General features: G+C 59.0%; 26 protein-coding genes. 13 read left to right on the top strand and 13 right to left on the bottom strand.

Annotated elements, in window-relative coordinates; translation table 11 throughout:
• Positions 1 to 62 precede the first annotated feature (62 nt).
• Together gltX and gltA are read left to right on the top strand one after the other, a co-directional pair.
• Positions 63 to 1,463 carry a glutamate--tRNA ligase gene (gene gltX / locus TL5118_RS06885; RefSeq protein WP_058241929.1) on the top strand — a complete coding sequence of 467 codons (1,401 nt, stop codon included), beginning with the start codon at positions 63 to 65 and terminating at the stop codon, positions 1,461 to 1,463.
• A gap of 105 nt (positions 1,464 to 1,568) precedes the next feature.
• Complete coding sequence (gene gltA, locus TL5118_RS06880; RefSeq protein ID WP_058241928.1) at positions 1,569 to 2,864, top strand: citrate synthase; 1,296 nt, start codon at positions 1,569 to 1,571, stop codon at positions 2,862 to 2,864.
• Between the two features lie 67 nt (positions 2,865 to 2,931).
• On the opposite strand, the gene TL5118_RS06875 is transcribed toward gltA, so the two are convergent.
• From TL5118_RS06875 to TL5118_RS06830, 10 genes are all read right to left on the bottom strand, one after another.
• The gene (locus TL5118_RS06875) at positions 2,932 to 3,351 is read right to left on the bottom strand and encodes a hypothetical protein (RefSeq protein ID WP_058241927.1); all 420 of its coding nucleotides are present in this window, start codon (positions 3,349 to 3,351) and stop codon (positions 2,932 to 2,934) included.
• 186 nt (positions 3,352 to 3,537) lie between these two features.
• Positions 3,538 to 3,960 (bottom strand): hypothetical protein, encoded by a 423-nt coding sequence (locus TL5118_RS06870; protein ID WP_058241926.1) that lies wholly within the window; start codon positions 3,958 to 3,960, stop codon positions 3,538 to 3,540.
• A gap of 191 nt (positions 3,961 to 4,151) precedes the next feature.
• A complete protein-coding gene (locus tag TL5118_RS06865) occupies positions 4,152 to 4,931 on the bottom strand; it encodes an enoyl-CoA hydratase-related protein (RefSeq protein WP_058241925.1) in 780 nt (259 codons plus the stop codon).
• 65 nt (positions 4,932 to 4,996) lie between these two features.
• A complete protein-coding gene (locus tag TL5118_RS06860) occupies positions 4,997 to 5,467 on the bottom strand; it encodes a cytochrome c-type biogenesis protein (RefSeq protein WP_082626125.1) in 471 nt (156 codons plus the stop codon).
• Positions 5,464 to 7,425 (bottom strand): heme lyase CcmF/NrfE family subunit, encoded by a 1,962-nt coding sequence (locus TL5118_RS06855; RefSeq protein WP_058242077.1) that lies wholly within the window; start codon positions 7,423 to 7,425, stop codon positions 5,464 to 5,466. The genes TL5118_RS06860 and TL5118_RS06855 overlap by 4 nt, the downstream gene beginning before the upstream one ends.
• A 76-nt stretch (positions 7,426 to 7,501) precedes the next feature.
• Positions 7,502 to 8,035: a holin family protein gene (locus TL5118_RS06850; protein ID WP_058241923.1), complete on the bottom strand. Its 534-nt coding sequence runs from the start codon at positions 8,033 to 8,035 to the stop codon at positions 7,502 to 7,504.
• Complete coding sequence (locus TL5118_RS06845; protein WP_058241922.1) at positions 8,026 to 8,637, bottom strand: holin-associated N-acetylmuramidase; 612 nt, start codon at positions 8,635 to 8,637, stop codon at positions 8,026 to 8,028. Before TL5118_RS06845 ends, TL5118_RS06850 begins: the two co-directional genes overlap by 10 nt.
• Positions 8,638 to 8,719: 82 nt before the next feature.
• Positions 8,720 to 9,163 (bottom strand): cytochrome c maturation protein CcmE, encoded by a 444-nt coding sequence (gene ccmE, locus TL5118_RS06840; protein WP_058241921.1) that lies wholly within the window; start codon positions 9,161 to 9,163, stop codon positions 8,720 to 8,722.
• Positions 9,164 to 9,311: 148 nt separating this feature from the next.
• Positions 9,312 to 10,124 (bottom strand): glutamate racemase, encoded by an 813-nt coding sequence (gene murI, locus TL5118_RS06835; protein WP_058241920.1) that lies wholly within the window; start codon positions 10,122 to 10,124, stop codon positions 9,312 to 9,314.
• A gap of 44 nt (positions 10,125 to 10,168) precedes the next feature.
• On the bottom strand, positions 10,169 to 11,098 hold the full coding sequence (locus TL5118_RS06830; RefSeq protein WP_058241919.1) for a lysophospholipid acyltransferase family protein: 930 nt from the start codon (positions 11,096 to 11,098) through the stop codon (positions 10,169 to 10,171).
• A 468-nt stretch (positions 11,099 to 11,566) separates the two neighbouring features.
• Between TL5118_RS06830 and TL5118_RS06825 the strand changes: the two genes are divergently transcribed.
• The 7 genes from TL5118_RS06825 to TL5118_RS06795 all read left to right on the top strand — a co-directional run bounded on the left by TL5118_RS06825 (position 11,567) and on the right by TL5118_RS06795 (position 17,538).
• Complete coding sequence (locus TL5118_RS06825) at positions 11,567 to 12,472, top strand: LysR family transcriptional regulator (protein WP_058260774.1); 906 nt, start codon at positions 11,567 to 11,569, stop codon at positions 12,470 to 12,472.
• A gap of 422 nt (positions 12,473 to 12,894) precedes the next feature.
• The gene (purL, locus tag TL5118_RS06820) at positions 12,895 to 15,054 is read left to right on the top strand and encodes a phosphoribosylformylglycinamidine synthase subunit PurL (protein ID WP_058241917.1); all 2,160 of its coding nucleotides are present in this window, start codon (positions 12,895 to 12,897) and stop codon (positions 15,052 to 15,054) included.
• A gap of 73 nt (positions 15,055 to 15,127) precedes the next feature.
• Positions 15,128 to 15,580, top strand: coding sequence for a hypothetical protein (locus TL5118_RS06815; protein ID WP_058242076.1), 453 nt, complete (start codon positions 15,128 to 15,130; stop codon positions 15,578 to 15,580).
• Positions 15,581 to 15,722: 142 nt separating this feature from the next.
• Positions 15,723 to 15,962: a BolA/IbaG family iron-sulfur metabolism protein gene (locus tag TL5118_RS06810; RefSeq protein ID WP_058241916.1), complete on the top strand. Its 240-nt coding sequence runs from the start codon at positions 15,723 to 15,725 to the stop codon at positions 15,960 to 15,962.
• 169 nt (positions 15,963 to 16,131) lie between these two features.
• Positions 16,132 to 16,494, top strand: a complete 363-nt coding sequence (grxD, locus tag TL5118_RS06805) for a Grx4 family monothiol glutaredoxin (RefSeq protein WP_058242075.1) — start codon at positions 16,132 to 16,134, stop codon at positions 16,492 to 16,494.
• A gap of 40 nt (positions 16,495 to 16,534) precedes the next feature.
• The gene (locus TL5118_RS06800) at positions 16,535 to 16,906 is read left to right on the top strand and encodes a hypothetical protein (protein ID WP_058241915.1); all 372 of its coding nucleotides are present in this window, start codon (positions 16,535 to 16,537) and stop codon (positions 16,904 to 16,906) included.
• On the top strand, positions 16,903 to 17,538 hold the full coding sequence (locus tag TL5118_RS06795; RefSeq protein ID WP_058241914.1) for a DedA family protein: 636 nt from the start codon (positions 16,903 to 16,905) through the stop codon (positions 17,536 to 17,538). The genes TL5118_RS06800 and TL5118_RS06795 overlap by 4 nt, the downstream gene beginning before the upstream one ends.
• Positions 17,539 to 17,614: 76 nt before the next feature.
• Here the strand turns inward: TL5118_RS06795 and TL5118_RS06790 are convergent, their stop codons facing one another.
• Positions 17,615 to 18,016 (bottom strand): cell division protein ZapA, encoded by a 402-nt coding sequence (locus TL5118_RS06790; protein ID WP_058241913.1) that lies wholly within the window; start codon positions 18,014 to 18,016, stop codon positions 17,615 to 17,617.
• Entirely contained in the window at positions 18,016 to 18,591 is a 576-nt protein-coding gene (locus TL5118_RS06785; protein ID WP_058241912.1) for a hypothetical protein, read from the bottom strand. Before TL5118_RS06785 ends, TL5118_RS06790 begins: the two co-directional genes overlap by 1 nt.
• 200 nt (positions 18,592 to 18,791) lie before the next feature.
• On the opposite strand from TL5118_RS06785, the gene tkt reads away from it, so the two are divergent.
• Together tkt and TL5118_RS06775 are read left to right on the top strand one after the other, a co-directional pair.
• Positions 18,792 to 20,813: a transketolase gene (gene tkt / locus TL5118_RS06780; protein WP_058241911.1), complete on the top strand. Its 2,022-nt coding sequence runs from the start codon at positions 18,792 to 18,794 to the stop codon at positions 20,811 to 20,813.
• Between the two features lie 136 nt (positions 20,814 to 20,949).
• Positions 20,950 to 21,366, top strand: a complete 417-nt coding sequence (locus TL5118_RS06775; RefSeq protein WP_058260773.1) for a hypothetical protein — start codon at positions 20,950 to 20,952, stop codon at positions 21,364 to 21,366.
• Positions 21,367 to 21,465: 99 nt separating this feature from the next.
• Here TL5118_RS06775 and TL5118_RS06770 read toward each other — a convergent pair whose 3' ends face one another.
• On the bottom strand, positions 21,466 to 22,440 hold the full coding sequence (locus tag TL5118_RS06770; RefSeq protein ID WP_058241909.1) for a DUF808 domain-containing protein: 975 nt from the start codon (positions 22,438 to 22,440) through the stop codon (positions 21,466 to 21,468).
• Between the two features lie 223 nt (positions 22,441 to 22,663).
• Between TL5118_RS06770 and gap the strand changes: the two genes are divergently transcribed.
• Complete coding sequence (gap, locus tag TL5118_RS06765) at positions 22,664 to 23,728, top strand: type I glyceraldehyde-3-phosphate dehydrogenase (protein ID WP_058241908.1); 1,065 nt, start codon at positions 22,664 to 22,666, stop codon at positions 23,726 to 23,728.
• Between the two features lie 25 nt (positions 23,729 to 23,753).
• Positions 23,754 to 23,897, top strand: a complete 144-nt coding sequence (locus TL5118_RS21340) for a hypothetical protein (RefSeq protein WP_058241907.1) — start codon at positions 23,754 to 23,756, stop codon at positions 23,895 to 23,897.
• Positions 23,898 to 24,015: the final 118 nt, after the last annotated feature.

Raw genomic sequence — 24,015 nt, 5'->3', positions numbered from 1 at the left:
TCGCATGGATAGACAGGCGGAAATGATACGATCTTCCTGGTTACCGAAAGGTTAATACCCGCATGTCGACACAAGTCGTGACCCGTTTCGCCCCGTCCCCCACCGGCTATCTGCACATCGGTGGCGCCCGCACCGCGCTGTTCAACTGGCTTTACGCCCGGGGCCGTGGCGGCAAATTCCTGCTGCGGATTGAGGATACGGACCGCGAGCGTTCCACCCCCGAAGCAACCGCCGCCATCCTAAAAGGCATGGAGTGGCTGGGGCTGGATCACGACGGTGAGGTCATCAGCCAATTCGAACGCGCCGACCGTCACGCCGAGGTCGCCAACCAGCTGTTGGCCGAAGGCAAAGCCTATAAGTGCTTCGCCACGCAGGAAGAAATCCAAGCCTTCCGCGATGAAGCCCGCGCTGCAGGGAAATCGACCCACTATCGTTCGCCTTGGCGTGAGGCGGCTGAGGACAGCCACCCCGATGCGCCCTATGTGGTGCGGATCAAGGCACCGCAGGAGGGCAGCACCGTCATCAAGGATGAGGTGCAGGGCGATGTGACCATCCGCAACGATCAGCTGGACGATATGATCCTACTTCGTTCGGACGGCACACCTGTCTATATGCTGGCCGTGGTGGTGGATGATCACGATATGGGTGTGACCCATGTGATCCGTGGCGATGACCACCTGAACAATGCCGCGCGTCAGATGATGATCTATGACGCGATGGGCTGGGACGTTCCGGTCTGGGGCCATATCCCGCTGATCCATGGCGGCGACGGCAAGAAACTCAGCAAACGCCACGGTGCGCTTGGCGTCGAAGAATATCAGGCAATGGGCTACCCGGCAGCGGGCATGCGCAACTATCTGGCGCGACTGGGCTGGAGCCACGGCGATGATGAGTTCTTCACCGATGCGCAGGCGCAGGAATGGTTCGGCATGAACGGCATCGGCAAATCGCCGGCCCGGTTTGATTTCAAAAAACTGGAAAACCTCTGTGGTCAGCATATGGCTGCAACGGATGATGCTGCAGTGCTGCATGAGCTGGAGGCTTTTCTGGCCGCAACCGGCGAAGAGGCGCTGACCGACGCGCAGAACGTAGTTCTACGTAAGGCGCTCTATTGCACCAAGACCGGTGCAAAAACCTTCCCTCAACTCATTGAAAAATCACGCTTTGCCCTGGCAAGCCGGCCAATTGACGTTGAGGAAAAGGCGGCAAAACACCTGGATGATGTATCCCGTGGTATACTGAAGGAATTGACGCCGCATTTGCAAAATGTTAGCTGGACGCGTGACGAACTGGAGGCCACGGCCAACCAGTTTGCCGAAGCGCAGGGGATGAAGTTCGGAAAACTCGCCGGACCGTTGCGTGCCGCTCTTGCTGGGCGCGCTGCTACCCCTAGTGTCTTTGACATGATGCTGGTCCTCGGGCAGGACGAAACACTTGCCCGTCTGACCGACGCCGCAGGCTGACAGCGGGGACCAAACGGTCCCTCCTAAATGCCAAAACGGCCAACAAAATAGTGCAACGCCGCGCGCCCGTCCGGGCGCGCTGAGCCATGTGATGAAGGGAAAACCATGACGGAATCGACCAAAAGCGCAACGCTGACGTTTGACGGGAAAACTTTGGAATTGCCAATGTTCAGCCCCACGGCTGGCCCCGATGTGATCGACATCCGCAAGCTCTACGCACAGGGCGGCGTCTTCACTTACGATCCGGGCTTCACCTCGACCGCGTCCTGCGACAGCACCATCACCTATATCGATGGTAACAAAGGTGAGCTGCTGCACCGCGGCTACCCGATCGATCAGCTGGCCGGTCAGTCGCATTACCTCGAAGTGTGCTACATGCTGCTTTACGGTGCGCTGCCGACCGCGGCTCAGCTGGAAGAGTTTGAGACCACGATCACCCGCCACACCATGATCCACGAGCAGATGCACAACTTCTTCCGTGGTTTCCGCCGGGATGCACACCCGATGGCGATCATGGTGGGTGTTGTTGGCGCCATGGCTGCCTTCTACCACGACTCGACCGATATCTCGGATCCGCGCCAGCGTGAGATCGCATCGCACCGTCTGATCGCCAAGATGCCGACCATCGCTGCGATGGCCTATAAATACTCGATCGGTCAGCCCTTCGTCTATCCGCGCAACGATCTGGATTACGCTGCAAACTTCCTGCATATGTGCTTCTCGGTGCCTGCAGAACAGTATGAAGTGAACCCGATCGTCAGCCGCGCGATGGACCGTATCTTCACGCTGCACGCCGACCACGAACAAAACGCTTCGACCTCGACCGTACGTCTGGCATCGTCCTCGGGTGCCAACCCGTTTGCCTGTATCGCTGCTGGCATCGCCTGCCTCTGGGGCCCGGCGCATGGTGGTGCAAACCAGGCCTGTCTGGAAATGCTGAAAGAAATCGGCTCCGTCGATCGTATCCCGGAATTCATCGAACGCGCCAAAGACAAGAACGATCCGTTCCGTCTGATGGGCTTTGGTCACCGTGTCTACAAAAACACCGACCCGCGTGCGAAGGTTCTGAAAGAATCCGCCGACGAAGTGCTGGAACTCTTGGGCGTCGAAGACAACCCGCTGCTGCAGGTTGCCAAAGAGCTGGAGCGCATCGCACTGGAAGACCCCTACTTCATCGAGAAGAAACTGTTCCCGAACGTAGACTTCTACTCGGGCATCATTTTTGAGGCCCTCGGCTTCCCGACCTCGATGTTCACCCCGATCTTCGCGCTGTCGCGCACCGTCGGCTGGGTCTCGCAGTGGAAAGAAATGATCGCAGATCCTCAGAACAAAATCGGCCGTCCGCGTCAGCTGTATCTGGGTGAGACCAACCGCGACTACGTGGATGTTGAAAACCGCTAATATTCCAGCGGATCAAAGATTTAGGGGTCGCCTTCGGGCGGCCCTTTTTCATTGCGGTGCCAAACCATTAAACCTTCTGCGTGACCAAGGATCGAATAACGTCCTCATGAACGTCCACTTTCTGGGCGATGTCCCGGATGTTGTCGGAGACGAGAAAATCCACATCGGGCCACGACTCCCACATCTTTTGCTGCATTGAGGTCAGGCCACGGCTAATTTCGGTTGGGCAGTAGTATGTTACACACCACGTGGTGCCGGGCTGATAGAACATCCCATAAAGATCTTCCATCTGCCGCCGGCGCAGGTCCAGATCAAGTTCAGCGCTCTGAATGCGGGAGAAATCCAAAACAGAACGCAAGCCGCGCCGGATGAGAGGATCGCGCCGGTAGTCAGCCAACAACTGACTTGTATGAACTGTATGGTGATGACCGAAATAACGCGCATAATGCAGCTGATACTGAGGCAAAACAGTATAGGTCACACTCATCACCACATCCTCTCGAATGAAACTACACAGGCAACCTCAGCTTACAAACGGAGAAAGTGGCAAGTCACTGAAATATTGAGGAAATAACACCCAAGGATGTTTTAACCTCAGAACGGAGCGCTCTTCGCTTGAAATAGGATGATCCAAGGTTACCGCGTAGCATAGCTAGCACGTGTTAAAGATATGTTACGTCGTTGGCCGTTGCAGAATCATATCGACGAAATCCAGCGGCTCGTTCAGGATCTGGGCCAGCTCTTCGCGGGTCTTCGCCACCTGAAAACTGACCCCCTCATATTCCGCCCACATCTTGGCGGTCATGGCGGTCAGGCTTTGGCTGACCTTATTCGGGCAATAGTAGACGATGGGCCAATCTTTCGCTGGATCTTTCAGCAAGGCACACAGCTGATCCATCTGTTGGCGTCTCAGGTCAATGTCAATCTTGGCGCTTGTCAGATGTTCACAGTCGATCATGCAGCGCATACCGGGCCTGACCATCGGATCCAACCGGTAATAAGGCAACAGATCTTCGGTCTGACGTGTGTGATGGTGCCCCTCATAACGCACGTAGAGAAGGCGTTGTTTTGGATAAACTTGATAACTTGCGGGCATTCCACCCCCATGTACTAAGCTGCCTTCACGGCATCACATTTTCATTTTATTCAATGTCTAAATTAAGTGATCCTATGTTGCGACATTTCAAGCGACCGAAAAAGATTTACCTAAAACTCACCTTAAAACGCCGACCTTTCACAACAAAGGGCGCCCCTCATGGAGCGCCCTTTGACAGCATTTGCTTGGCATTAGCGGCCTTCGTAATGCGGCGGGCGCTTTTCCAGGAAGGCCACAACACCTTCTTTGAAATCACGGCTCTGACCGCAGGTGCCTTGCTTGCGACCCTCAAGTTCCAGCTGCTGTTCCAGCGAGTTGTCCCAGCTGCCCCGGATGGCTGATTTGATGTGTTCATAGGCCAGGGTCGGGCCCTTGGCCAGGTGCAGCGCACGGGCTTTGCAGATCGCGGTAAATTCGGCGTCCGGCACCGCTTCCCAGATCAGGCCCCAGTCATCTGCCTGACGGGCCGAGATCTTATCAGCGAACAGCGCAGCACCCATCGCCTTACCCATGCCCATGTTGCGGGTCATCCAGTAGGTGCCGCCAGCGTCAGGGATCAGGCCAATGCGCGAAAACGCCTGCAGGAAATAGGCACTTTCCTTGGCGATCACCACGTCCGCCGCCAGCGCCAGGTTCGCCCCTGCCCCGGCTGCTGCACCGTTCACCGCGCAGATGGTCGGGATCGGGCAGTCATAAATCGCTTTCAGCATCGGGCCGTATTCGTCCCGCAGGGTGCGTTCCAGATCCAGATTGTTGGCATTGGCGCGGGCGCTCAGATCCTGACCCGAGCAGAACGCCTTGCCCGCGCCGGTCAGCACCAGAACCCGTGCCTTGCCCGCCGCTTCTTGCGCCGCATGGGTGATTTCAGCCCGCATCTGGGTGTTCAGCGCGTTCATTTTATCTGGGCGGTTCAGCGTCAAAATCGCCACGCCGTCTTTGGAAATCTCAAGCTTAATTGTTTCGTATTCCATGGGCTCTCCCTCTTCTTGAGTGCAACTTAGGTGACCCAACGGTCAGTTAAAACCCAAACGCGGCGTTATTCGTCGAGAATTTGCTTGAGACGTTCTTTTTCTTCATCTGAGAGGGCCGCGACCACCGGCTCCGGCGTCTTTTCGCGCCGCCGCAGGAAGCTGAAACCGATGCCAAGCCCCAGCACCAGCATGATCGGCCCAGCCCACCACAGGATCCAATTCGCCCCCCGGCTGGTCGGGTTCAGCAGCACATATTCGCCATAGCGATCAACCACATAGTCGATCACCTCACCGTTGCTGTCGCCCTCCACCAGCCGTTCGCGCACCAGCAGACGCAGGTCACGCGCCAGTTCGGCATTGGAATCGTCGATGTTTTCGTTCCGGCAGACCAGACACCGCAGATCCTTGGAGATATCGCGCGCCCGTTCTTCCAACACCGGATCGGCCAGGATCTCATCCGGTTGCACCGCGCCGGCCGGTGTGACGCTCAGCGCTAAGGCCAGCGTCACGGCCATGGGTTTTACGAAACGCATCATTCTGCAGGCACCCCGACAGCTTTGGTTTTGCGCGCGCCAGCGGCGACACGGTGACGGCGGTCAGATAGGCTCAGCAAGCCGCCAAAGGCCATCAGGATGGAGCCGCCCCAGATCCAGTTGGCCAAGGGTTTGTAGTAGCTGCGCACCGCGTAGCCCCCACCTGCCTGTTCGTCGCCGATCACGACGTAGACGTCGCGCAGGAACCCATTGTCGATCCCGGCCTCGGTGGTGGGCATACGCGCCACCGGGTAGACCCGTTTTTCAGGGTTCACGACCGAAATGACCCGATCCCCTTTGCGGATGGTGACCCAGCCCATTGTCGACAGGTAGTTGGCGCCTTCGACCTCCTCCACCCGGTCCAACGACAGGGTGAAGCCAGCGATCTCAAACCTTTCGCCGATCTGAACCACACGGATGTCTTCCTGTTCCCAGGCCATCAGCCCCGAAACCCCAAGGAAAACGATGCCAACACCCGCATGGGATACCGCCTTGCCCCAATCCGCGCGGGGCAGACGTTTCAGCCGGGCAAAGCCGCCTTTGCCGGTGCGCGACCACAGATCAACCGCAGCGCCCGCCACCAGCCAAGTGCCCAGGAACATGCCGATGGGGCCCAGCAGTGTCCGCTCAGTTTGAATGGCCCAGGCCAGCCCCATCACTGAAAGCGCCAGCACAAGCGCCGGGATCAGCGGCTTGAAGCTGCGTGCGATCCGGGCCCGTTTCCACGGCATGATGGCGCCCAATGGCAATAGCAGCGCCAACACCACCATAAAGGGGGTGAAGGCCATGTTGAAAAACGGTGCACCGACCGACAGTTTACGGCCCATCGCCAGTTCGGCCACCAGGGGCCAGATGGTTCCGATGAAGACCACAAAACAGCTGACCGCCAGCAGGATATTGTTCATCACCAGCGCGCTTTCGCGGCTGACCATGGAAAAGATGCCCTTAGCCTCCATCACGCTGGCACGTGCCGCATAAAGCGTTAGCGCCCCGCCCATGAAGACGGCAAGGATCATCAGGATGAACACGCCGCGTTCGGGATCATTGGCAAAAGCATGCACCGAGGTGATCACACCCGAGCGTACAATGAAGGTCCCGATCAGCGAGAAGCCGAAGGCCATGATCGCCAGGAGGATTGTCCAGCTTTTCAGCGCTTCACGCTTTTCCACAACGATGGCCGAATGCAGCAGCGCCGCCGCAATAAGCCATGGCATGAAGGAGGCGTTTTCGACCGGATCCCAGAACCAGAAACCACCCCAGCCCAGCTCGTAGTAGGCCCACCAGGATCCCAGCGCGATGCCGATGGTCAGGAACAGCCAGGCCGCCAAGGTCCAGGGCCGCACCCAGCGGCCCCATGCGGCATCGACACGGCCCTCAATCAGCGCGGCCACCGCGAAGGAGAAGGTCATCGAAAGGCCCACATAGCCCAGATACAGGAACGGCGGGTGGAAGGCCAAACCGGGGTCCTGCAACAGCGGGTTCAAGTCCTGCCCATCCATCGGCGGCATCGCCAGCCGCAGGAACGGGTTGGAGGTGAAGATGATGAAAGCAAAGAACGCGACCGCAATCGCTGATTGCACCGCCAGAACCCGCGCGCGCAGCGTTGGCGGCAGGTTGCCGCCAAACCAGCTGGCACAGGCGCCAAACAGCGTCAGGATCAGCACCCAAAGGAGCATCGAGCCCTCATGGTTGCCCCAGACACCCGACACCTTGTAGAGCATCGGTTTCAGCGAGTGCGAGTTCAGCACCACCAGCTCGACAGAAAAGTCTGACGTGACAAAGGCATAGGTGAGCGCTGCAAAGGAAAAAGCGGTAAGCAGAAACTGCGCATTTGCTGCAGGTTCTGCCAGTGCCATCCAACCCGGCCAGCGCTTTGCGGCCCCGACAAGGGGGACAACAGACTGCACTATGGCGACCAGGAAGGCCAGGATAAGGGCGAAGTGACCGAGTTCTGTAATCATGCCCTTATTATAGGCGCAAGCGGCGGTCCGGCCAATCGCAATCGGCAATAGAAAAGGATCACATTGTCGCGGGGCCTCAGCCTTGATCCTGACGCGCCTGCTGCCAGGCCGCCAACGCCGGATTGTCGGTTGGGGTGGCACGCTCCTCAGCCACGGGTGCCGGCGGCAGCTGCGCAGCGATTTGGGGCAGTTGCGCCAATGTCTGGCCCAGCCGCAGCTGAAACGCCTGCCCCTTCGCCTGATGGCGCGCCCCGAAGTAGAAGCTGACGATCACCCCCAAAAGCCACCACAGCGGTTCCGGCACCAGCGCAATGCCCTGCATCCGGGCCGCAAACCACTGCGGATCCACCATCGCCGCAACAAACAGCGCCAGCGTGCCCAGGGCCAAGCCCGGCCGCGGCAGGCGGTTCAGGCCATCAATCAGCCGGTCAAACAGCCCGCGGCGATCCCGGGCAAACTCGGCCGCGAATTGCTGCAGGGCGGCCTGTTGCATCACCTGCCCGCGCTGCGCGCCGCTCTCCGCGTTTTCACGAAACACCTCAACCGTCCGGCGCATTTCACCAGCGCCGCCGCCAAACAGCCCCTCGAGCATCCGCAGGATCAGCCCCATGCCGCAACCCTCCGGTCAAATTCATCCTGGGTCAGGTGGTAGCGTGGATCGATAAACTCTTCCGCCCGTTTGATCCAGCCGCCTTTGCCGCCCTTGCGGCTGCGGGCGTATTTGCGCGAGGCCGGACGCTGATCGGCCAGCCGGAAATAGTAATTGCGCCGCGCAATCCCATAGGCATCGGCCAGATGCTGCGGCGCCACCCGCGCGGCGGCTTTGGTCGCGGCGACGGTCTGCGGCCCGATCACCCCGTCAACGCTGACCTGCTGACCCATCTGGCCCAGCAACCGCTGCAGGATCTTCACCGCATTGCCGCCTGCGTTGACATACATGTCAAACACAGACGGCTGCAGCACCATCGGCAGCTGATCGATGCCCGGCGCCTGATAGTAGTGTTGCAGGTAGATCTCCACCGCGCGGGTCTTGGTGATGCGGCGCAGGTCGCTGCCATCAACGTCCCCATCGCCATCCAGATCGATGCCCAACCGGCGCAGCGTGCCCAGGGTCACCCCATGTTTGGTCATGCCACCGGGGTCATCGAGGTCATTCACATAGCCCCCTTCGCGGGCCACAATTTCACGTGCGATTTGCCTGACGTCCAACATGACACCCCCCGAAAATGAGAATGACCTCACCCTAGGGGCAATGGGTTAACAGGGCTGAAAGGCGCCGCGCGATACGGGCCTGTTAGGCCTCAGGCTCCACATAAACACCCTGTTCCTTCAGGGCATCCATGACCTCTTTGGGCATGTAGGTTTCATCATGTTTAGCAAGAATTTCAGAGGCTTCGAAGATACCGTTGATGTATTTTCCGGTGCCGATCATGCCTTGGTTTTCCTCAAACAGATCCGGCAGGATGCCGCTGTAGGTGACGGGCACCACACCGTTGCCATCGGTGACATTAAAGGTGATCGCCTGCCCCTGACCGCGCACCAGCGAGCCCTCTTCGACCAGGCCACCGATACGGAAAGTTTCGGAGGCGCTTGGCGGGCTGGCCAGCACCTCGGACGGGGAGCGGAAGAAGTTGATGCCATCGCGCATCGCATAGCCAATCAGACCGGTCGACAGAGCCAGTGCAACGATCGCAATCGCGATCACCTGTATCCGACGTTTCTTTTTCAGGCCCTTCATCTTGCTGGCTCCTTCGCGCGCGTCTGTCTCTGGCTCTTCACTTAACAAATGCGCGTCCCCGCACAAGGGAACGCGCCTGCGACCGATTATCCCGGTTATGCTAGCACAAGCTTTGCCTTGAATGGTGTCGCGGGTCAAACAACCGGCATTATGCCGCGTCGAATTTGATCTCGCGCCGCAGGAACTGGGTGGCGCGGGTCGACACGGTGACCGGGTTGCCGGAGGTCAGGAATTTACTTTCCTCTCCAGCACCCACCATTTTCGGGTGCCGCTCCAAATAGTCGGCAAGGCTTTCGGCCACCAGATTAGCCTGGCTGTAGACCTTGACGCCCTCCCCCAAAGCCTCCTGAAAGATGTCATGCATCAGCGGATAATGGGTACAGCCCAGGATCGCGGCCTCAGGATGGGGCATTTTGCGTTTCAACGCATCCACATGGCTGCGCACCAAAGCGTCGGCCAGGATCATGTCACCATCCTCAATGGCGTCAACAACACCACCACAGGCCTGCGCCTCCACATCCACGCCGATCGCGCGGAAGGCCAATTCACGTTGGAAGGCACGGCTGGCAACGGTTGCAGGGGTGGCAAACAGCGCAACGTGCTGCACCTCCACCTCACGCGGGGGCGAATTGTCCCCCCATTTGCGTTCGGTCAGCGCCTCAATCAACGGCACAAAGACCCCCAGAACCCGCTTATTTTCGGGGATCCACCCCTCTTGCATACGGCGCAAGGCAGCGGCGGAGGCGGTGTTACAGGCCAGGATCACCAGATCGCAGCCCTCGGCCCACATCCGCTCCACCGCTTTGGTGGTCAACCCATAAACATCATCGGCATCGCGCACGCCATAAGGCGCATGGGCGTTATCACCGTAATAGACGAAAGGAACGTCGGGCAGGCGTTTGCTGACGGCATCCAGAACCGTCAATCCACCAAGCCCTGAATCGAAAATGCCAACTGCCATCTATGTGCCTGCCTCTCTTGGTCGGGGCCGCGTGGTCCCCGCTGTTAGCGAGATTGTCGAGTTTCTTTGAACGCCTTCTGACGGGCCAGAAACTCGGCCTTGTGCTTGTCCTCAAATTCGAACCCGTATTCTCGGGTTTCAATCGGTCTTGGCGACAGATCGTAGGTGGATTTGCGCAGGAAATCCATCAGCTCTTTGCTGTCACCGGCCCGTGCGCGGATTTCTTCTGCCTTGATCGGCTCACCCACAACAACCTTCACCGGGGTGTCGACGCGTTTGGCAAATTCCTTGATCAACAGACCCATCCGCAGCGTGTAATGCATGTGGCTGGCGATCTGGAACAGGCGCGAGGTGTTGCCATCAAAGAAGACCGGCACAACGGTGGCGCCGGATTTGGCGATCATCCGGGCGGTGAAGTTGCGCCAATGCGGATCCATCGGGTTTGAGAAGGGCCGCGCCGAGGTGCTGACCGTGCCGCCCGGAAAGATGCCAACAGCACCACCGGCTTTCAGGTATTGTTCGGCCTCTTTGCGGGTCTGCAGGTTCAGTTTGACCGCCGCGCGATCCTCATCAAAGGAAATCGGCAGAACAACCTTGTTCAGATCCTCAGATTTGCGGAACACCCGGTGGGCCAGAATACGGAAATCCCGGTCACGGCGTTCTGAAAGGATATGGCCCATCATCAGGCCATCCAGAATGCCGTAAGGGTGGTTGGCGATCAGGATCAACGGCCCCTCCGCCGGGATGTTTTCCAGCGATCCGCCAATCACATCCAGCGACAGCCCGTAGCGTTCCACCATCACCTGCCAGAAGTCCGCACCGTTTTCCACGTCGCGCTCATAACCAGAGGCACGTTTGATCATACGGATCCGACCGGTCATGTTTTCCAGCGTCCGGATCAGAGCGCGGCCACCTTTGGTGCGCCCCGCATAGGAGTAGGAGATGTCACGAGCGATATGTCTTTTCGAGGCCATGGAGGAGAGCCGCCTTGATAGTTCCTGCGTGTTTGAAAGGGCGTTTAACAGCCCCTGCCCCCTAGTTTCAACAGAAACCGGGAAAATGCGGGGTGGCAAAAGTGTAGCAGCAGAGCCGTTAGCGCCACCGATCATGCACCCTGTGGGGCCTAAGCGACGATCTGAGGCTTGCGCCCGCTCCCAAGCGGGCGGGATCCCCACCGATGCTTTGACGCAGGTCCGTCAATGGAAACTCTCAGCTCTGGCAATCTAAACGATCGAAAGGAGAAACCCGCGCAAGGGGCATAGTCGGTGCCTGCCCCAATGCCCACCAAGACAGCAGAGCTGCTTAGACAGGCCCCATTCTAGGGTCACACATCATAAGCTACGGCGATGAACCTAATCATTTCTTGTCGAAAAATCAGAAAAACGGGTTAATGTTTCAATGGTTTCGTGTAACAGGGCGCTTCACATCGGGAAATTGTCGAAATGGATTGGGACAAGCTTAGAATTTTTCACGCGGTTGCCGACGCAGGCAGCCTCACACATGCCGGTGATGTGCTTCACCTGTCACAATCGGCTGTGTCTCGTCAGGTGCGCGCCCTCGAAGAGAGCCTGAACGCCACCCTGTTTCACCGTCACGCACGTGGTTTGATTCTCACCGAACAGGGGGAATTGCTGTTTGACGCCACCCGCGCCATGGCCAAACGCCTGGACGCCGCCGCCGCGCGGATCCGCGACAGTGAGGAAGAGGTCTTTGGTCAGCTGCGGGTGACCACAACCATTGGCCTTGGCACCCTGTGGCTGGCCCCGCGCCTGCCCAAGCTTTATGAACAATATCCCGACCTCAATATTGAGCTGATGCTGGAAGAGCGGGTGCTGGACCTGCCAATGCGCGAAGCGGATGTTGCCATCCGGATGAAAGAGCCCAGCCAGGCCGATCTGATCCGCAAGAAACTGATGGCGGTTCGGATGCAGCTTTTTGCCTCCAAGGAATATCTGGAGCTGAACGGCCACCCCGCCGCCATTGAGGATATCGGGGAACATCGTCTGGTCTGCCAAAACACAAATTCCCCGCAAGTGGGCGCCAGTTCCAACCTTGTGGGCCATCTGATGACCTATGATGTGAAATCGACCCTCATGGTAAACAACTACTTCGGGGTGCTGCAGGCGGTGGCCAACCATCTGGGAATTGGTGTTCTGCCCAACTATCTGAGCCAGGATTTCCCGAATCTGGTGCGGGTATTGCCGGACGTGCAATCGGTCGAAGTGCCCGTATATCTGGCCTACCCGGAGGAATTGCGGCATTCCAAGCGCATCTCGGCCTTCCGTGACTTTGTTCAGGAAGAGATTATCGCCTACCGCAAACAGATGAAAGATCAGTCAGTTAGTTAGGTTTTGGCTGAGCCATGCATTGGATGCATAACAGCCATGATGCATCTGCGGCATTATGGTGCTTGAACGATTCATTTCTGATGCCTATTTCAGCACTCGACGGTGACGACGATCAAACTCTCGCCACTTTCATACCTCCCTGTTGGACTTTGGCCGAGCTTAGTGCTCGGCCTCTTTTTTTGTCCAATCCCCATTGGCGCAAATCGGGTCAAGCCCATCTTCATCGGTGTGTCTGGCGGCGCGGTTGCGGGCCTCCGGCGGGAGTATTTGGGGAACATTGAAAGCGCTGCCGGGGTGCCAGGAGGCAAAAACTGCGCATCTGCGGCAAAGAAGCGGCGTTTCCCGACCTTTGCCCCCTTCCCCAAATCCGCCCCGTGCCTTAAAGAGGCGCGCAAATAGCGCCTGCTGGAGAGTGACCGGATATGCAAGACCCGAGCCTGACCCCCGAATTGATCGAAGCGCATGGGCTAAAGCCCGATGAGTATGAGCGCATCCTTGAGATCATCGGGCGAGAGCCAACCTTCACCGAGCTGGGCATCTTCTCGGCCATGTGGAACGAACACTGTTCCTATAAATCGTCGAAGAAATGGCTGCGCACCTTGCCGACCGAAGGCCCGCAGGTGATCTGTGGCCCGGGCGAAAACGCCGGTGTTGTAGATATTGGCGACGGTCAGGCCGTCATCTTCAAGATGGAAAGCCACAACCACCCCTCTTACATCGAACCCTATCAAGGTGCCGCCACCGGTGTTGGCGGCATTTTGCGTGATGTCTTCACCATGGGCGCGCGTCCCATTGCGGCGATGAACTCGCTGTCGTTTGGTGAAACCGGCCACCCCAAGACCCGCCAGCTGGTGCATGGTGTGGTCGAAGGCATCGGCGGCTACGGCAACTGTTTCGGCGTGCCGACTGTGGGCGGCGAAGTACGCTTCCACCCGGCCTATAACGGCAACTGCCTGGTCAATGCCTTTGCCGCGGGCCTGGCCGATGCCGATAAGATCTTCTACTCCGCCGCCTCAGGCGTAGGTATGCCGGTGGTCTACCTCGGCGCCAAGACCGGCCGTGACGGGGTTGGCGGGGCGACCATGGCCTCGGCCGAGTTTGACGACACCATTGAGGAAAAGCGTCCCACCGTTCAGGTTGGCGACCCCTTTACCGAAAAACGCCTGATGGAAGCCACGCTGGAGCTGATGCAGACCGGCGCGGTGATCTCAATCCAGGATATGGGCGCGGCGGGTCTGACCTGTTCGGCCGTGGAAATGGGCGACAAGGGCAAGCTGGGCGTAAAGCTGAACCTCGAAGACGTGCCGCAGCGCGAAGAGAACATGACAGCCTATGAGATGATGCTGTCGGAATCTCAGGAACGTATGCTGATGGTTCTGAAACCGGAACTGGAAGCCGAAGCGCGCGCCGTTTTCGAAAAATGGGATCTGGATTTCGCCATCGTTGGTGAAACCATTGCTGAGGACCGCTTCCTCATCCTGCACAATGGCGAGGTGAAAGCCGACCTGCCGCTGTCACCGCTGTCGGGCCGCGCGCCGGAATATGACCGCCCCTGGGTGGAAACCGAAGTGGACGCGGAGCTGGGAGATATTCCCGCGGTGGATCCCATCGACGGGCTGAAGGCGCTGATCGGCTCGGCCAACTACGGGGCCAAACAGTGGGTTTATCAGCAGTATGACTCACAAGTGATGGCAGATACCGTGCAGGCGCCGGGTCTGGGCGCAGGCATCGTGCGGGTGCATGGCACCGAAAAATCGCTGGCCTTCACCTCGGATGTGACACCACGCTATGTGCGCGCCAACCCGGTTGAGGGCGGCAAACAGGCGGTGGCGGAAACCTACCGGAACCTGACCGCCGTGGGCGCCACCCCGCTGGCCACCACCGACAACCTGAACTTCGGCAACCCCGAAAAGCCTGAGATCATGGGCCAGTTTGTTGGCGCGATCAAAGGCATCGGCGAAGCGGTTGCAGCGCTGGATGTGCCGATCGTTTCGGGCAACGTCTCGCTCTACAACGAAACCGACGGTCAGGCGATCCTGCCGACCCCGACCATCTGCGCCGTGGGTTTGATCGAAACGCCGGAACAGGCGATCATCGGCACCGCACGAGACGGCCATGTGGCCCTGCTGGTGGGCGAAACCGCAGGCCACTTGGGTCAGTCGGCCCTGCTGGCCGAGGTGTTCAACCGTGAAGACGGCGACGCCCCGCATGTGGATCTGGCGGCTGAGAAACGCAACGGTGATTTCATCCGCGCCAATGCCGAATACATCCGCGCCTGTTCCGATCTGGCAGACGGTGGCTTGGCGCTGGCGGCCTTTGAAATGGCTGAGGCGGGTGAGGTTGGCGTTCAGATCGACGTGGCGGATCAGGCGCTGCTCTTTGGTGAAGATCAGGCGCGCTACCTCCTGGCCTGTAACTTCGATCAGGCCGAATGGCTGATGGGCGAAGCGGCCAAGGCCGGCGTGCATATCGAAACCGTGGGCAAGTTCACCGGCGATACGGTGAAGCTGGGCGGATCCGCGGCACCTCTGGCTGAGTTGGCGGAACAGTTCCGCGCCAGCTTCGAAGCTGCGGTTGGCTGATCCCATGGCGATCGAGCACCCCAATTTGCCGGTGCTCACTGAAAACTGTGAAAGCTGCGCAGCGCTTTGCTGCGTGGCTTATCCATTTGATGCGGATGAGGATTTTGGCCTTCTGAAAGAGGCAGACAGCCCCTGCCCCAATCTGGGTTGCGATTTCCGCTGCACTATCCACAAAGACCTGAAGGTCAAAGGATTTGGCGGCTGCGTCGCCTATTCCTGCGCAGGCGCCGGTCAGCGGATCACACAGGAGCTGTTTCCCGGTGAAACCTGGCGCGATGATCCCGATCTGATCTACCACATGGCCCACGCACTGCGGGTGATCCGGCCCATCCATGAGGCCCTGTTGCTGCTGCAGGAGGCCGCCAAACTGCCGCTGCCTGCCGCCGCCCTAGACGAAGGTCGCGCCTTGATGGTGGCGATGTGCCCGGCCGAAGACACCTCGGTCCACGATTTCGAAGAACCCGAGGTGCAGGAGGCATTGGCCGATGTCCCCCGCTACCTGCAGTCCCTGGCGGCCTATTTGTGATCTGGGTGACCTAAAACAACTGGACCCGAAAAAGATGCCCCTTCTCTGTCTCTTTTTGACGCAAGCCCCGGGGGGAACGCTTGCACCCGGCCTCGCTGCGCCCTAGATTTCCCTCAAGACCAAAGAACACCCGGAGGGCCCGATGGCCGTATACGCACAGGAACTGGAAGACATGCTGCGCGAGGCGTTTCCAGGCGCCGCTCAGATCGTTGTAGAAGGCACCGATGGCAAACATATGTCCGCAATGATCGTGGATGAGAGCTTTCGTGGCAAAAACCGTGTGCAGCAGCAACGCGCTGTCTATGCGGCGCTGAAAGGCAAGATGGATGGCCCCAACGGCGAATTGCACGCCTTGGCCCTGACCACCAAAGCACCGGAGTGATGGACGAGCTCATATGGTGGCCATTCGCAAAGGCGTTGATACTCATTATCGACCTTGCCTACATGCTGATGGTTCCCATATGTGGCTGCAGAAATTTGCTAAAATATGGACCTAGGTTCTGGCGGGTTGAGCGGCAAATCCGATGGCGCGCCTGGAAACGGAGAATAAGATGACTGACGCAAACACCCGCATCGACGAAACCGTCAAAGCCAACACCGTGGTGCTTTTCATGAAGGGCACCAAGGACATGCCGCAATGTGGCTTCTCCAGCCGTGTGGCGGGCGTGCTGAACTACATGGGTGTGGATTACACCGATGTGAACGTGCTGGCCGATGATGAGATCCGCCAGGGCATCAAGGATTACTCGGACTGGCCGACCATCCCGCAGCTTTACGTAAAGGGTGAGTTTATCGGCGGCTGTGATATCGTGACCGAGATGACCCTGTCGGGTGAGTTGGACGCGCTGTTTGACACCAATGAGGTGGTCTACTCCAAAGACGCCGCCGACAAGATCCGCGAAGCAAACGCCTGATCGGCGCCCCGCACGGGGTCTAAAGGTGCAGGAGGTCTAGATGGCAAAACCACCCGCCGCGCTGCATCGTCTCTGGGTTCATCACAAACCCACAATGATCATGATGGTGGCCGCAATTGCGGCTGCCGTTTTTTTTGGCGTTCAGGTCAATGACCGCGGTCGCGACTGGCGCGATCGCCCGGCAGAGGCCGCCCCGATTGAGCCTTGGATGACCGTGCGCTTTGTGGCTCGCAGCTATCTGGTGCGCCCCGCGCTGATCAGCGATGCCATCGGCGCGGAGAAGATCCGCTGGAAACTCAGCCTTGAGGAACTGGCCGCGCTACAGGGTCGCCCGGTTGAGGATCTGATCGCCGACATTGAGGCGTTTCTGGCCGAACACCGCCCACCCCGCCGTGAGCCGCGCGGGCAATGACCGAGACGCTGCTCACCATCCTGCCGGATTATGGCGCCTATCTGCTGCTGCTGGTGACTTTGCTGTCCTGCCTGGCCATGCCAATCCCCGCCTCCGTGATGATGATCGCGGCGGGCGGCTTTGCCATGGCGGGCGATCTGACGCTCTGGCATGTGGCGCTGGGGGCGCTGGTCGGGGCCATTCTGGGGGATCAGCTGGGCTTTCACATCGGGCGTCTGGGCACGGGCCATGTGGAACGGATGGAGGCCAAGGGCGGCAAACAGGCTTATGCGCTGAGAAAAGCCACCGCGTTCACCCGGCAACGCGGCATTTGGGCGGTGTTTTTCAGCCGCTGGCTGGTCAGCCCGCTGGGGCCTTATGTGAATTTCACCGCCGGGGCGGCCAAAATGGGCTGGATCGCCTTCACCCTTGGCAGCATCGCCGGGGAAGCCACATGGGTGGCCATCTACGTTGGCATGGGAGCTGGCGCGATGGATCAGGTCGCCTACCTCTGGCCGCTGGTGCGCGACGGCATCGGTTTCAACGCTGCGGTCGCTGTTGCCGTGCTCCTCGGCCTGCGCCTCTGGCACCTGCACCGCGCGCATCAGAAACAGGCGGCGTCAAAAGGCGAGACCCCGGTCAAAGCACAATAGCCCGAGGTGGGATCACGCTGTTACAAACACAAAAGGCGCCCCTGTTGGAGCGCCTTTTAACTGAAAAAACAGCGCCTTAAGCCTCGGCTTTCACCTTATCTTCGATATCACCGGCCAGCGCTTCGGCGCGTGCGGCCAGTTCGGCCAGCGTGTCATTGACGATCTGCGGGATCACCGGCACCTCGATACGCTCAGGCTCGGGCGCAGGGGCCTCCTTCAGGGCAGCCAGTTCGGCTTCTTTTTCTGCAAGCTTGGCCTCGATCTCGGCCAGTTTGTCCTCAACCCCGGCGGTTTTATCCGCCAGCATCAGACCCGCCATCAGAAGCATCCGCGCCTCTGGCAGACGGCCGATTTGTTGCGACAACACGCTGGCTTCGCTGTCCAGCATCTGGGCAGCGGAATGCAGGAAATGCTCCTCACCCTCCTGGCAGGAGACCTCAAACGCACGGCCACCGATGTGAATTTCGACCTCAGGCATCAGGCTTGCTCCTTCTCTTCGGCGCGGGTCAGCAGCGGTTCCATCGCGGTGAGGATTGCACCGCCTTCAGCCGCCTCAGCCTGACGTTCCGCCTGCAGCGCGGCCAGTTCCGCCGCCATTGCCGCATTGATCGCTTCCGGGTCGCTGACGCCAGCGGCCGCGCCCTGACGCAGGGCCACACTGCTGCCGCGCAGCTCTGCCGAAGACTGCCGCAGCGCCTGCAGCGCGCCGTCCAGCTCCGCCATGGAGGTTTTCAGATCGCTCATTGCCAGCTCGGCCTCAGCGTCTTTCTTGTCCAGCTTCAGACGCAGGCTTTTCAGCCGCTCTTCCAGCTGCTGATTGGCCAGTTTTTCATCTTCCAGCTGCTGTTTCAGGGTCGCCAGCTCCTCTGCCGTTGCCGCAGCCTCTGCCGCAGTCTCAACTGCATCCGAGGGGGCCTGATCCGCCCCCTGTTCACTGTCGCTCTCTGCCGTGCTCTCCGCCACTGCAGGACGCGCTGCCAATACGTCCACATCCCGGGCAATCCGGTCCAATGCGGCGGTGATGCGGCGTTCCAATTCGCTGATTTCGCTCATGCGCCTTTTGCCTCTTCTTTTCTCAGGGCGCTCGTTTCATCCGCTCGACGAATCAAAATGGCGCCTGTTCAGCCTCAGAATACCGAATAGAGGGGGAAAATGCGCCCCCCAAGCGGTTTTTGGCCCATTGCAGCGCTTGATATTAACGCAAGGGCTGGTATGAGCAGCGCTAACGAAGCCCCGATCAAAGGAAGCCACCCGTGGATATCTCTGCTCTGCGTTCTGCCCACCCGGATCACTGGTCCAAGGCCGCGGCCATCCGCACCCTTACCCTGGATGCGATCCGCGCTGCAAACTCCGGTCACTCCGGCATGCCGATGGGCATGGCCGACGTGGCAACTGTGCTGTTCGAAAAGCACCTGAAGTTCGACGCCTCGGCCCCGAACTGGCCTGACCGTGACCGGTTCATCCTGTCGGCAGGCCATGGCTCGATGCTGCTTTACTCGCTGCTGCATCTGACCGGTTACAAGGACATGACCCTGGAAGAAATCAAGAACTTCCGCCAGTGGGGCGCCAAGACCGCAGGCCACCCGGAATATGGTCACGCCGAAGGCATTGAGACCACCACCGGCCCGCTGGGTCAGGGCATCGCCAACGCTGTTGGTTTCGCCATGGCCGAAGAAATTCTGCGCGGCCAGTACGGCAAGAAGATCGTGGATCACCACACCTATGTGATTGCCGGCGACGGCTGCCTGATGGAAGGCATCAGCCAGGAAGCCCTGGGTCTGGCCGGCCGTCATGAGCTGAGCAAGCTGATCGTCTTCTGGGACAACAACAACATCACCATCGACGGCACCGTTGACCTGTCCTGCCGCATCGATCAGGTGCAGCGTTTCAAATCGGCCAACTGGCACGTTCAGGAAATCGACGGTCACGATCCCGAAGCCATCGACGCAGCGATTGTTGCGGCGAAAAAGGCTGGCAAGCCTTCGATGATTGCCTGCAAAACCCATATCGCACTGGGCTCCGCAGCACAGGACACCTCCAAGGGCCACGGCGCGCTGACCGATGAGAAGCTGATCGCCGACACCAAAGAGGCCTATGGCTGGACCTACGGTCCGTTTGAAATCCCCGCCGACATCAAATCGGCCTGGGAAGCCATCGGATCGCGCGGCGCGGCAGATCGCGCTGAATGGGAAGAGCGTCTGGGCTCCATCTCGGAACGCAAGCAGGCGGAATTCGCCCGCATCTTCGACCGTGACGCGCCCAAGCGTCTGGCCCCGACCATCCGCGCACTGAAAAAGCAGATGAGCGAAGAGCAGCCCAAGCTGGCAACCCGCGCATCTTCTGAAAAAGTGCTGGAAGTTGTGAACCCGATCATGTCCGACACCGTCGGCGGCTCGGCTGACCTGACCGGTTCGAACAACACCAAAACCGGCGACATGGGCATCTTTGACACCGACAACCGCAAAGGACGTTATGTCTACTGGGGTATCCGTGAACACGGTATGGCGGCTGCGATGAACGGTATGGCGCTACACGGGGGCATCCGCCCCTACGGCGGCACCTTCATGGCCTTCACCGACTACGCCCGCCCTGCGATGCGTCTGGCGGCACTGATGCAGATCCCGTCGGTCTTTGTCATGACCCATGACTCGATCGGTCTGGGCGAAGATGGCCCGACCCACCAGCCGGTGGAACATGTCGCTATTTCGCGCGCGACCCCGAACACCTATGTGTTCCGTCCCGCCGACACCATTGAGACCGCAGAAAGCTGGGAAATCGCGCTGACCGCAAAGCAGACCCCATCGGTTCTGTCGCTGACCCGTCAGGGCGTGCCGACCGTGCGGACCAAACACACCACCAAGAACCTGACAGCGCAGGGCGGCTACGTGCTGGCCGACAGCGAAGGCAAACGTCAGGCAATCCTGATCGCCACCGGTTCCGAGGTCTCCATTGCGCTGGCCGCACGTGACCTACTGCAGGCCGAGGGCATTGGCACCCGTGTGGTTTCCATGCCCTGTATGGAACTGTTTGACGCCCAGGACGAAGCCTACCGCAAACGTGTCCTGCCCGCAGGCCCCGTGCGTGTCGGCATCGAGGCTGGCGTGCGTGACGGTGGCTGGGACAAATACCTGCTCGGCAACCGTGGCCGTGAACAGAAACAGGCCTTTGTCGGCATGGAAAGCTTCGGCGCCTCCGCCCCGGCGAACGTGCTCTACGAAAAATTCGGCATCACCGCCGAAGCTGTGGCCGAAAAGGTCAAGGCACTGCTGGGCTAAGCCCGCGGCATCGCCGAAAACAAAAAAAGGCCACGTAACCGCGTGGCCTTTTTCTTTGGCATTGAGTTGGGACATCATTATTATCAGGAAGAGCCCTTACTCCTCAGATCTGGGGCTAAATCTGAAAGGCGCTTAGATGGCATCTCCGGACCTCCTGATCGACGGCATACCGCCCAAGACCCTCGTCACCCTTCCGGAACTAGAAGACCTGGTCGTTGTCGATCGACCAATTGTGTTTTCAATTGGCAAGGCGCAACTGCTTGCACAATTTTCACGTAAAGATAGCGTGTTGATGGTTGAAATTGCCGTGGTTGAACAGGGCGGCGAAGGGGTGCTGCCTACCCTCATTGAAACGATCGAGGCCGCTGCCAAAACGCGACAATACTACGCCATCGAATGGACCGTATTGGCGCGAAACTGTCAGGTCCCAAACCCCAAGCTGATGCGTGTGCTGAAAACACTTGGCTTCGAAGTTCGCCAAACGGTCACCGGCTCAGAATTCTACTGGCACCGCAAATCTATCAACGACTCGCTCTTGAGACGCAGGAGCTAAGGGGCGCTGCCCCCTTGGCCTCACGGCCAATTCCCCCGGAGTATTTAGGGAACGATGAAAGCGCCTTTCAATGTTCCCCAAATACTCACAATTCCGCGCTCAATGGGCTGCAGGCTTCTTTCCGGAAAAGGCGCCGATCAACGGCCCCATCACGCGGGTGGCCAGCGGGATCAGCAACAGCCCCCAGATCAGCCCCAGCACCCCATCCGCAAAGGCGGTGACCGCCCATTCCACAAACCCGTGCAGGTTTTCCGAGACGCCTGAGGCGACCGCGACGGCGATGTTGTGAATGTCTTTGTAGGGATGCGGCATGCCCAGCTCATAAAGCCCGTGGATCATGATCGATCCGCCCACCCAGAGCATCGCGGCGGTGCCGATGATCGACAAAAGCTTCATCAGAACCGGCATGAATTTCACCAGACCACGGCCGAAGCTTTTGGTCAGACCAAGGCTGGCGTTCTGGGCCAAATGCAGACCGACGTCATCCATTTTGACGATCAACGCTACCGAGCCATAAACCGCGATGGTGATCATGATGCCTACAAGGGCCAGAGTGGCGGCCTCCATATAGATGTTGGAGACCTCGATGGCGGCGAGCGAGATGGTCATGATTTCGGCTGAGAGGATGAAGTCGGTCTTGATCGCGCCTTTGACCTTTTCCTCTTCCAAGTGGCCGGGATCTTTGACCGACATATCGGCCTCAATATGTTTGTCACCATGTGGGAAGAGCACGTGGAAGACCTTCTCAGCACCTTCAAAACAGAGGTAGCTGCCGCCAAGCATTAGGAGCGGCGTCACCAGCCAAGGCGCAAAGTTCGACAACAAAAGCGCCAGCGGCAGCAGGATCACCAGCTTGTTGAAGAAGGATCCGCGGGCGATCTTCCAGATGATCGGCAATTCGCGCGCCGGGGCAAACCCCTGCACGTATTTCGGCGTCACAGCGGCATCATCGATGATCACGCCAGCGGTTTTGGACCCCGCCTTGGCAGCCGCGGCGGCGACATCATCCAGACTGGTGGCCGCCACTTTGGCAATCGCTGCCACATCATCCATCAATGCCAGAAGACCGCTCATGAATTCACCTCTTGGAAATGGTCCCCTCAGGGGGGGCTGCAATACGTTAGCGCCAACTTAATCCATTGGTCCTATGACGGAAAGACCATGGTTGCGCCATCGTTAGCGCAACCACCCTATGTTTGCGCCAACATGCTGCAAAACCTGTGTTTTTTATCTTTCCGCAGGTGCAAACCCCGCCTATAGCAGCCCCAAGCAAACCCGAGACAGGAGTCACACTGCCATGACCATCACCGTCGGTATCAACGGATTTGGCCGCATCGGTCGCTGCACCTTGATGCATATCGCTGAAAGCGCACGTGAAGATATCAAAGTGGTCAAGATCAACGCCACCGGCCCGCTGGACACCGCGGCGCATCTGGTGCGCTATGACTCGGTCCATGGCCGTTTCCCCGGTGACGTGACCACCGGCACCGATGAAAACGGTAAAAACTGGATGGATCTGGGTCGTGGCAAGTTTGAGGTCATGTCGACCTACAACATGGATGAGCTGGACTGGAGCGGCGTTGACGTTGTGCTGGAATGCACCGGTCAGTTCAACGACGGTGAAAAGGCCAAAAAGCACATCGAACAGGGCGCCGGCGCTGTTCTGATCTCGGCCCCGGCCAAGAACGTCCAAAAGACCATCGTCATGGGTGTGAACAATGATGAGCTGGTCGCGGGCGACGTGATGATCTCCAACGGGTCCTGCACCACCAACTGTCTGGCACCGCTGGCCAAGGTGCTGCATGAGAAGATCGGCATCGAGTCGGGCATCATGACCACCATCCACAGCTACACCGGCGATCAGCCGACGCTGGACCGTCGTCACAAGGACCTCTACCGCGCCCGTGCGGCGGCCATGTCGATGATCCCCACCTCCACTGGTGCGGCCAAAGCCCTGGGTGAGGTTCTGCCGGCGCTGAAGGGCAAGCTGGACGGCTCCGCTGTACGTGTGCCGACGCCGAATGTCTCGGCCGTGGATCTGACCTTCATCGCAGACCGTGACGTTACCGTGGCTGAGGTCAACGCCATCGTGGCAGAAGCCGCCGCAAATGGCCCGCTGCGGGGCATCCTTGGCTTTGACACCGAACAGAAGGTTTCGATCGACTTCAACCACACCGAAGAAAGCTCGATCTTTGCCCCCGATCAAACCAAAGTCACCGGCGGCCGTCTGGTCCGGGTTCTGGCCTGGTATGACAATGAGTGGGGTTTCTCCTGCCGGATGGCGGATGTGGCGGTGGCCATGGGAAAGCTGCAAAAAGCTGAGGTTGATCCTGAGGCCGTTCGCGGGCATGAATTGGCCTAAGGGCCATTCATCACGGATCAGTTTCATGACCAACCAGATTGCCATCGTTCTTGGCATCATGATCGTCGCCTTTATTGGCGGCGATCTTTTCATGACCGGAGGCGAGACGCTGCTCTACCTCGGTAAGAAGTTTGACGATTTCTTGGAATGGCTGGCGTTCTGGCGCTGAGACGACAGGGCTGCGCTTGCAATTTTATACGCGCTTGAAACCCAATTTTCATTTAGACAGCTGTCTTCGCTACAAAACGATGGGATCAAGACACTTCGGTAAATGATTGAGGGCAGCC

It is taken from the genome of Thalassovita autumnalis (assembly GCF_001458255.1).
Classification (GTDB): domain Bacteria; phylum Pseudomonadota; class Alphaproteobacteria; order Rhodobacterales; family Rhodobacteraceae; genus Thalassobius; species Thalassobius autumnalis.
This window is presented reverse-complemented; position numbering and strand designations above follow the sequence as displayed.

What these genes read in the sequence shown, in the direction of transcription:
- gltX (WP_058241929.1), top strand. Translation starts at nt 63, where the DNA reads ATGTCGACACAAGTCGTGACCCGTTTCGCCCCGTCCCCCACCGGCTAT.
- gltA (WP_058241928.1), top strand. Translation starts at nt 1,569, where the DNA reads ATGACGGAATCGACCAAAAGCGCAACGCTGACGTTTGACGGGAAAACT.
- TL5118_RS06875 (WP_058241927.1), bottom strand. Translation starts at nt 3,351, where the DNA reads ATGAGTGTGACCTATACTGTTTTGCCTCAGTATCAGCTGCATTATGCG.
- TL5118_RS06870 (WP_058241926.1), bottom strand. Translation starts at nt 3,960, where the DNA reads ATGCCCGCAAGTTATCAAGTTTATCCAAAACAACGCCTTCTCTACGTG.
- TL5118_RS06865 (WP_058241925.1), bottom strand. Translation starts at nt 4,931, where the DNA reads ATGGAATACGAAACAATTAAGCTTGAGATTTCCAAAGACGGCGTGGCG.
- TL5118_RS06860 (WP_082626125.1), bottom strand. Translation starts at nt 5,467, where the DNA reads ATGATGCGTTTCGTAAAACCCATGGCCGTGACGCTGGCCTTAGCGCTG.
- TL5118_RS06855 (WP_058242077.1), bottom strand. Translation starts at nt 7,425, where the DNA reads ATGATTACAGAACTCGGTCACTTCGCCCTTATCCTGGCCTTCCTGGTC.
- TL5118_RS06850 (WP_058241923.1), bottom strand. Translation starts at nt 8,035, where the DNA reads ATGGGGCTGATCCTGCGGATGCTCGAGGGGCTGTTTGGCGGCGGCGCT.
- TL5118_RS06845 (WP_058241922.1), bottom strand. Translation starts at nt 8,637, where the DNA reads ATGTTGGACGTCAGGCAAATCGCACGTGAAATTGTGGCCCGCGAAGGG.
- ccmE (WP_058241921.1), bottom strand. Translation starts at nt 9,163, where the DNA reads ATGAAGGGCCTGAAAAAGAAACGTCGGATACAGGTGATCGCGATTGCG.
- murI (WP_058241920.1), bottom strand. Translation starts at nt 10,124, where the DNA reads ATGGCAGTTGGCATTTTCGATTCAGGGCTTGGTGGATTGACGGTTCTG.
- TL5118_RS06830 (WP_058241919.1), bottom strand. Translation starts at nt 11,098, where the DNA reads ATGGCCTCGAAAAGACATATCGCTCGTGACATCTCCTACTCCTATGCG.
- TL5118_RS06825 (WP_058260774.1), top strand. Translation starts at nt 11,567, where the DNA reads ATGGATTGGGACAAGCTTAGAATTTTTCACGCGGTTGCCGACGCAGGC.
- purL (WP_058241917.1), top strand. Translation starts at nt 12,895, where the DNA reads ATGCAAGACCCGAGCCTGACCCCCGAATTGATCGAAGCGCATGGGCTA.
- TL5118_RS06810 (WP_058241916.1), top strand. Translation starts at nt 15,723, where the DNA reads ATGGCCGTATACGCACAGGAACTGGAAGACATGCTGCGCGAGGCGTTT.
- grxD (WP_058242075.1), top strand. Translation starts at nt 16,132, where the DNA reads ATGACTGACGCAAACACCCGCATCGACGAAACCGTCAAAGCCAACACC.
- TL5118_RS06800 (WP_058241915.1), top strand. Translation starts at nt 16,535, where the DNA reads ATGGCAAAACCACCCGCCGCGCTGCATCGTCTCTGGGTTCATCACAAA.
- TL5118_RS06795 (WP_058241914.1), top strand. Translation starts at nt 16,903, where the DNA reads ATGACCGAGACGCTGCTCACCATCCTGCCGGATTATGGCGCCTATCTG.
- TL5118_RS06790 (WP_058241913.1), bottom strand. Translation starts at nt 18,016, where the DNA reads ATGCCTGAGGTCGAAATTCACATCGGTGGCCGTGCGTTTGAGGTCTCC.
- TL5118_RS06785 (WP_058241912.1), bottom strand. Translation starts at nt 18,591, where the DNA reads ATGAGCGAAATCAGCGAATTGGAACGCCGCATCACCGCCGCATTGGAC.
- TL5118_RS06775 (WP_058260773.1), top strand. Translation starts at nt 20,950, where the DNA reads ATGGCATCTCCGGACCTCCTGATCGACGGCATACCGCCCAAGACCCTC.
- TL5118_RS06770 (WP_058241909.1), bottom strand. Translation starts at nt 22,440, where the DNA reads ATGAGCGGTCTTCTGGCATTGATGGATGATGTGGCAGCGATTGCCAAA.
- gap (WP_058241908.1), top strand. Translation starts at nt 22,664, where the DNA reads ATGACCATCACCGTCGGTATCAACGGATTTGGCCGCATCGGTCGCTGC.
- TL5118_RS21340 (WP_058241907.1), top strand. Translation starts at nt 23,754, where the DNA reads ATGACCAACCAGATTGCCATCGTTCTTGGCATCATGATCGTCGCCTTT.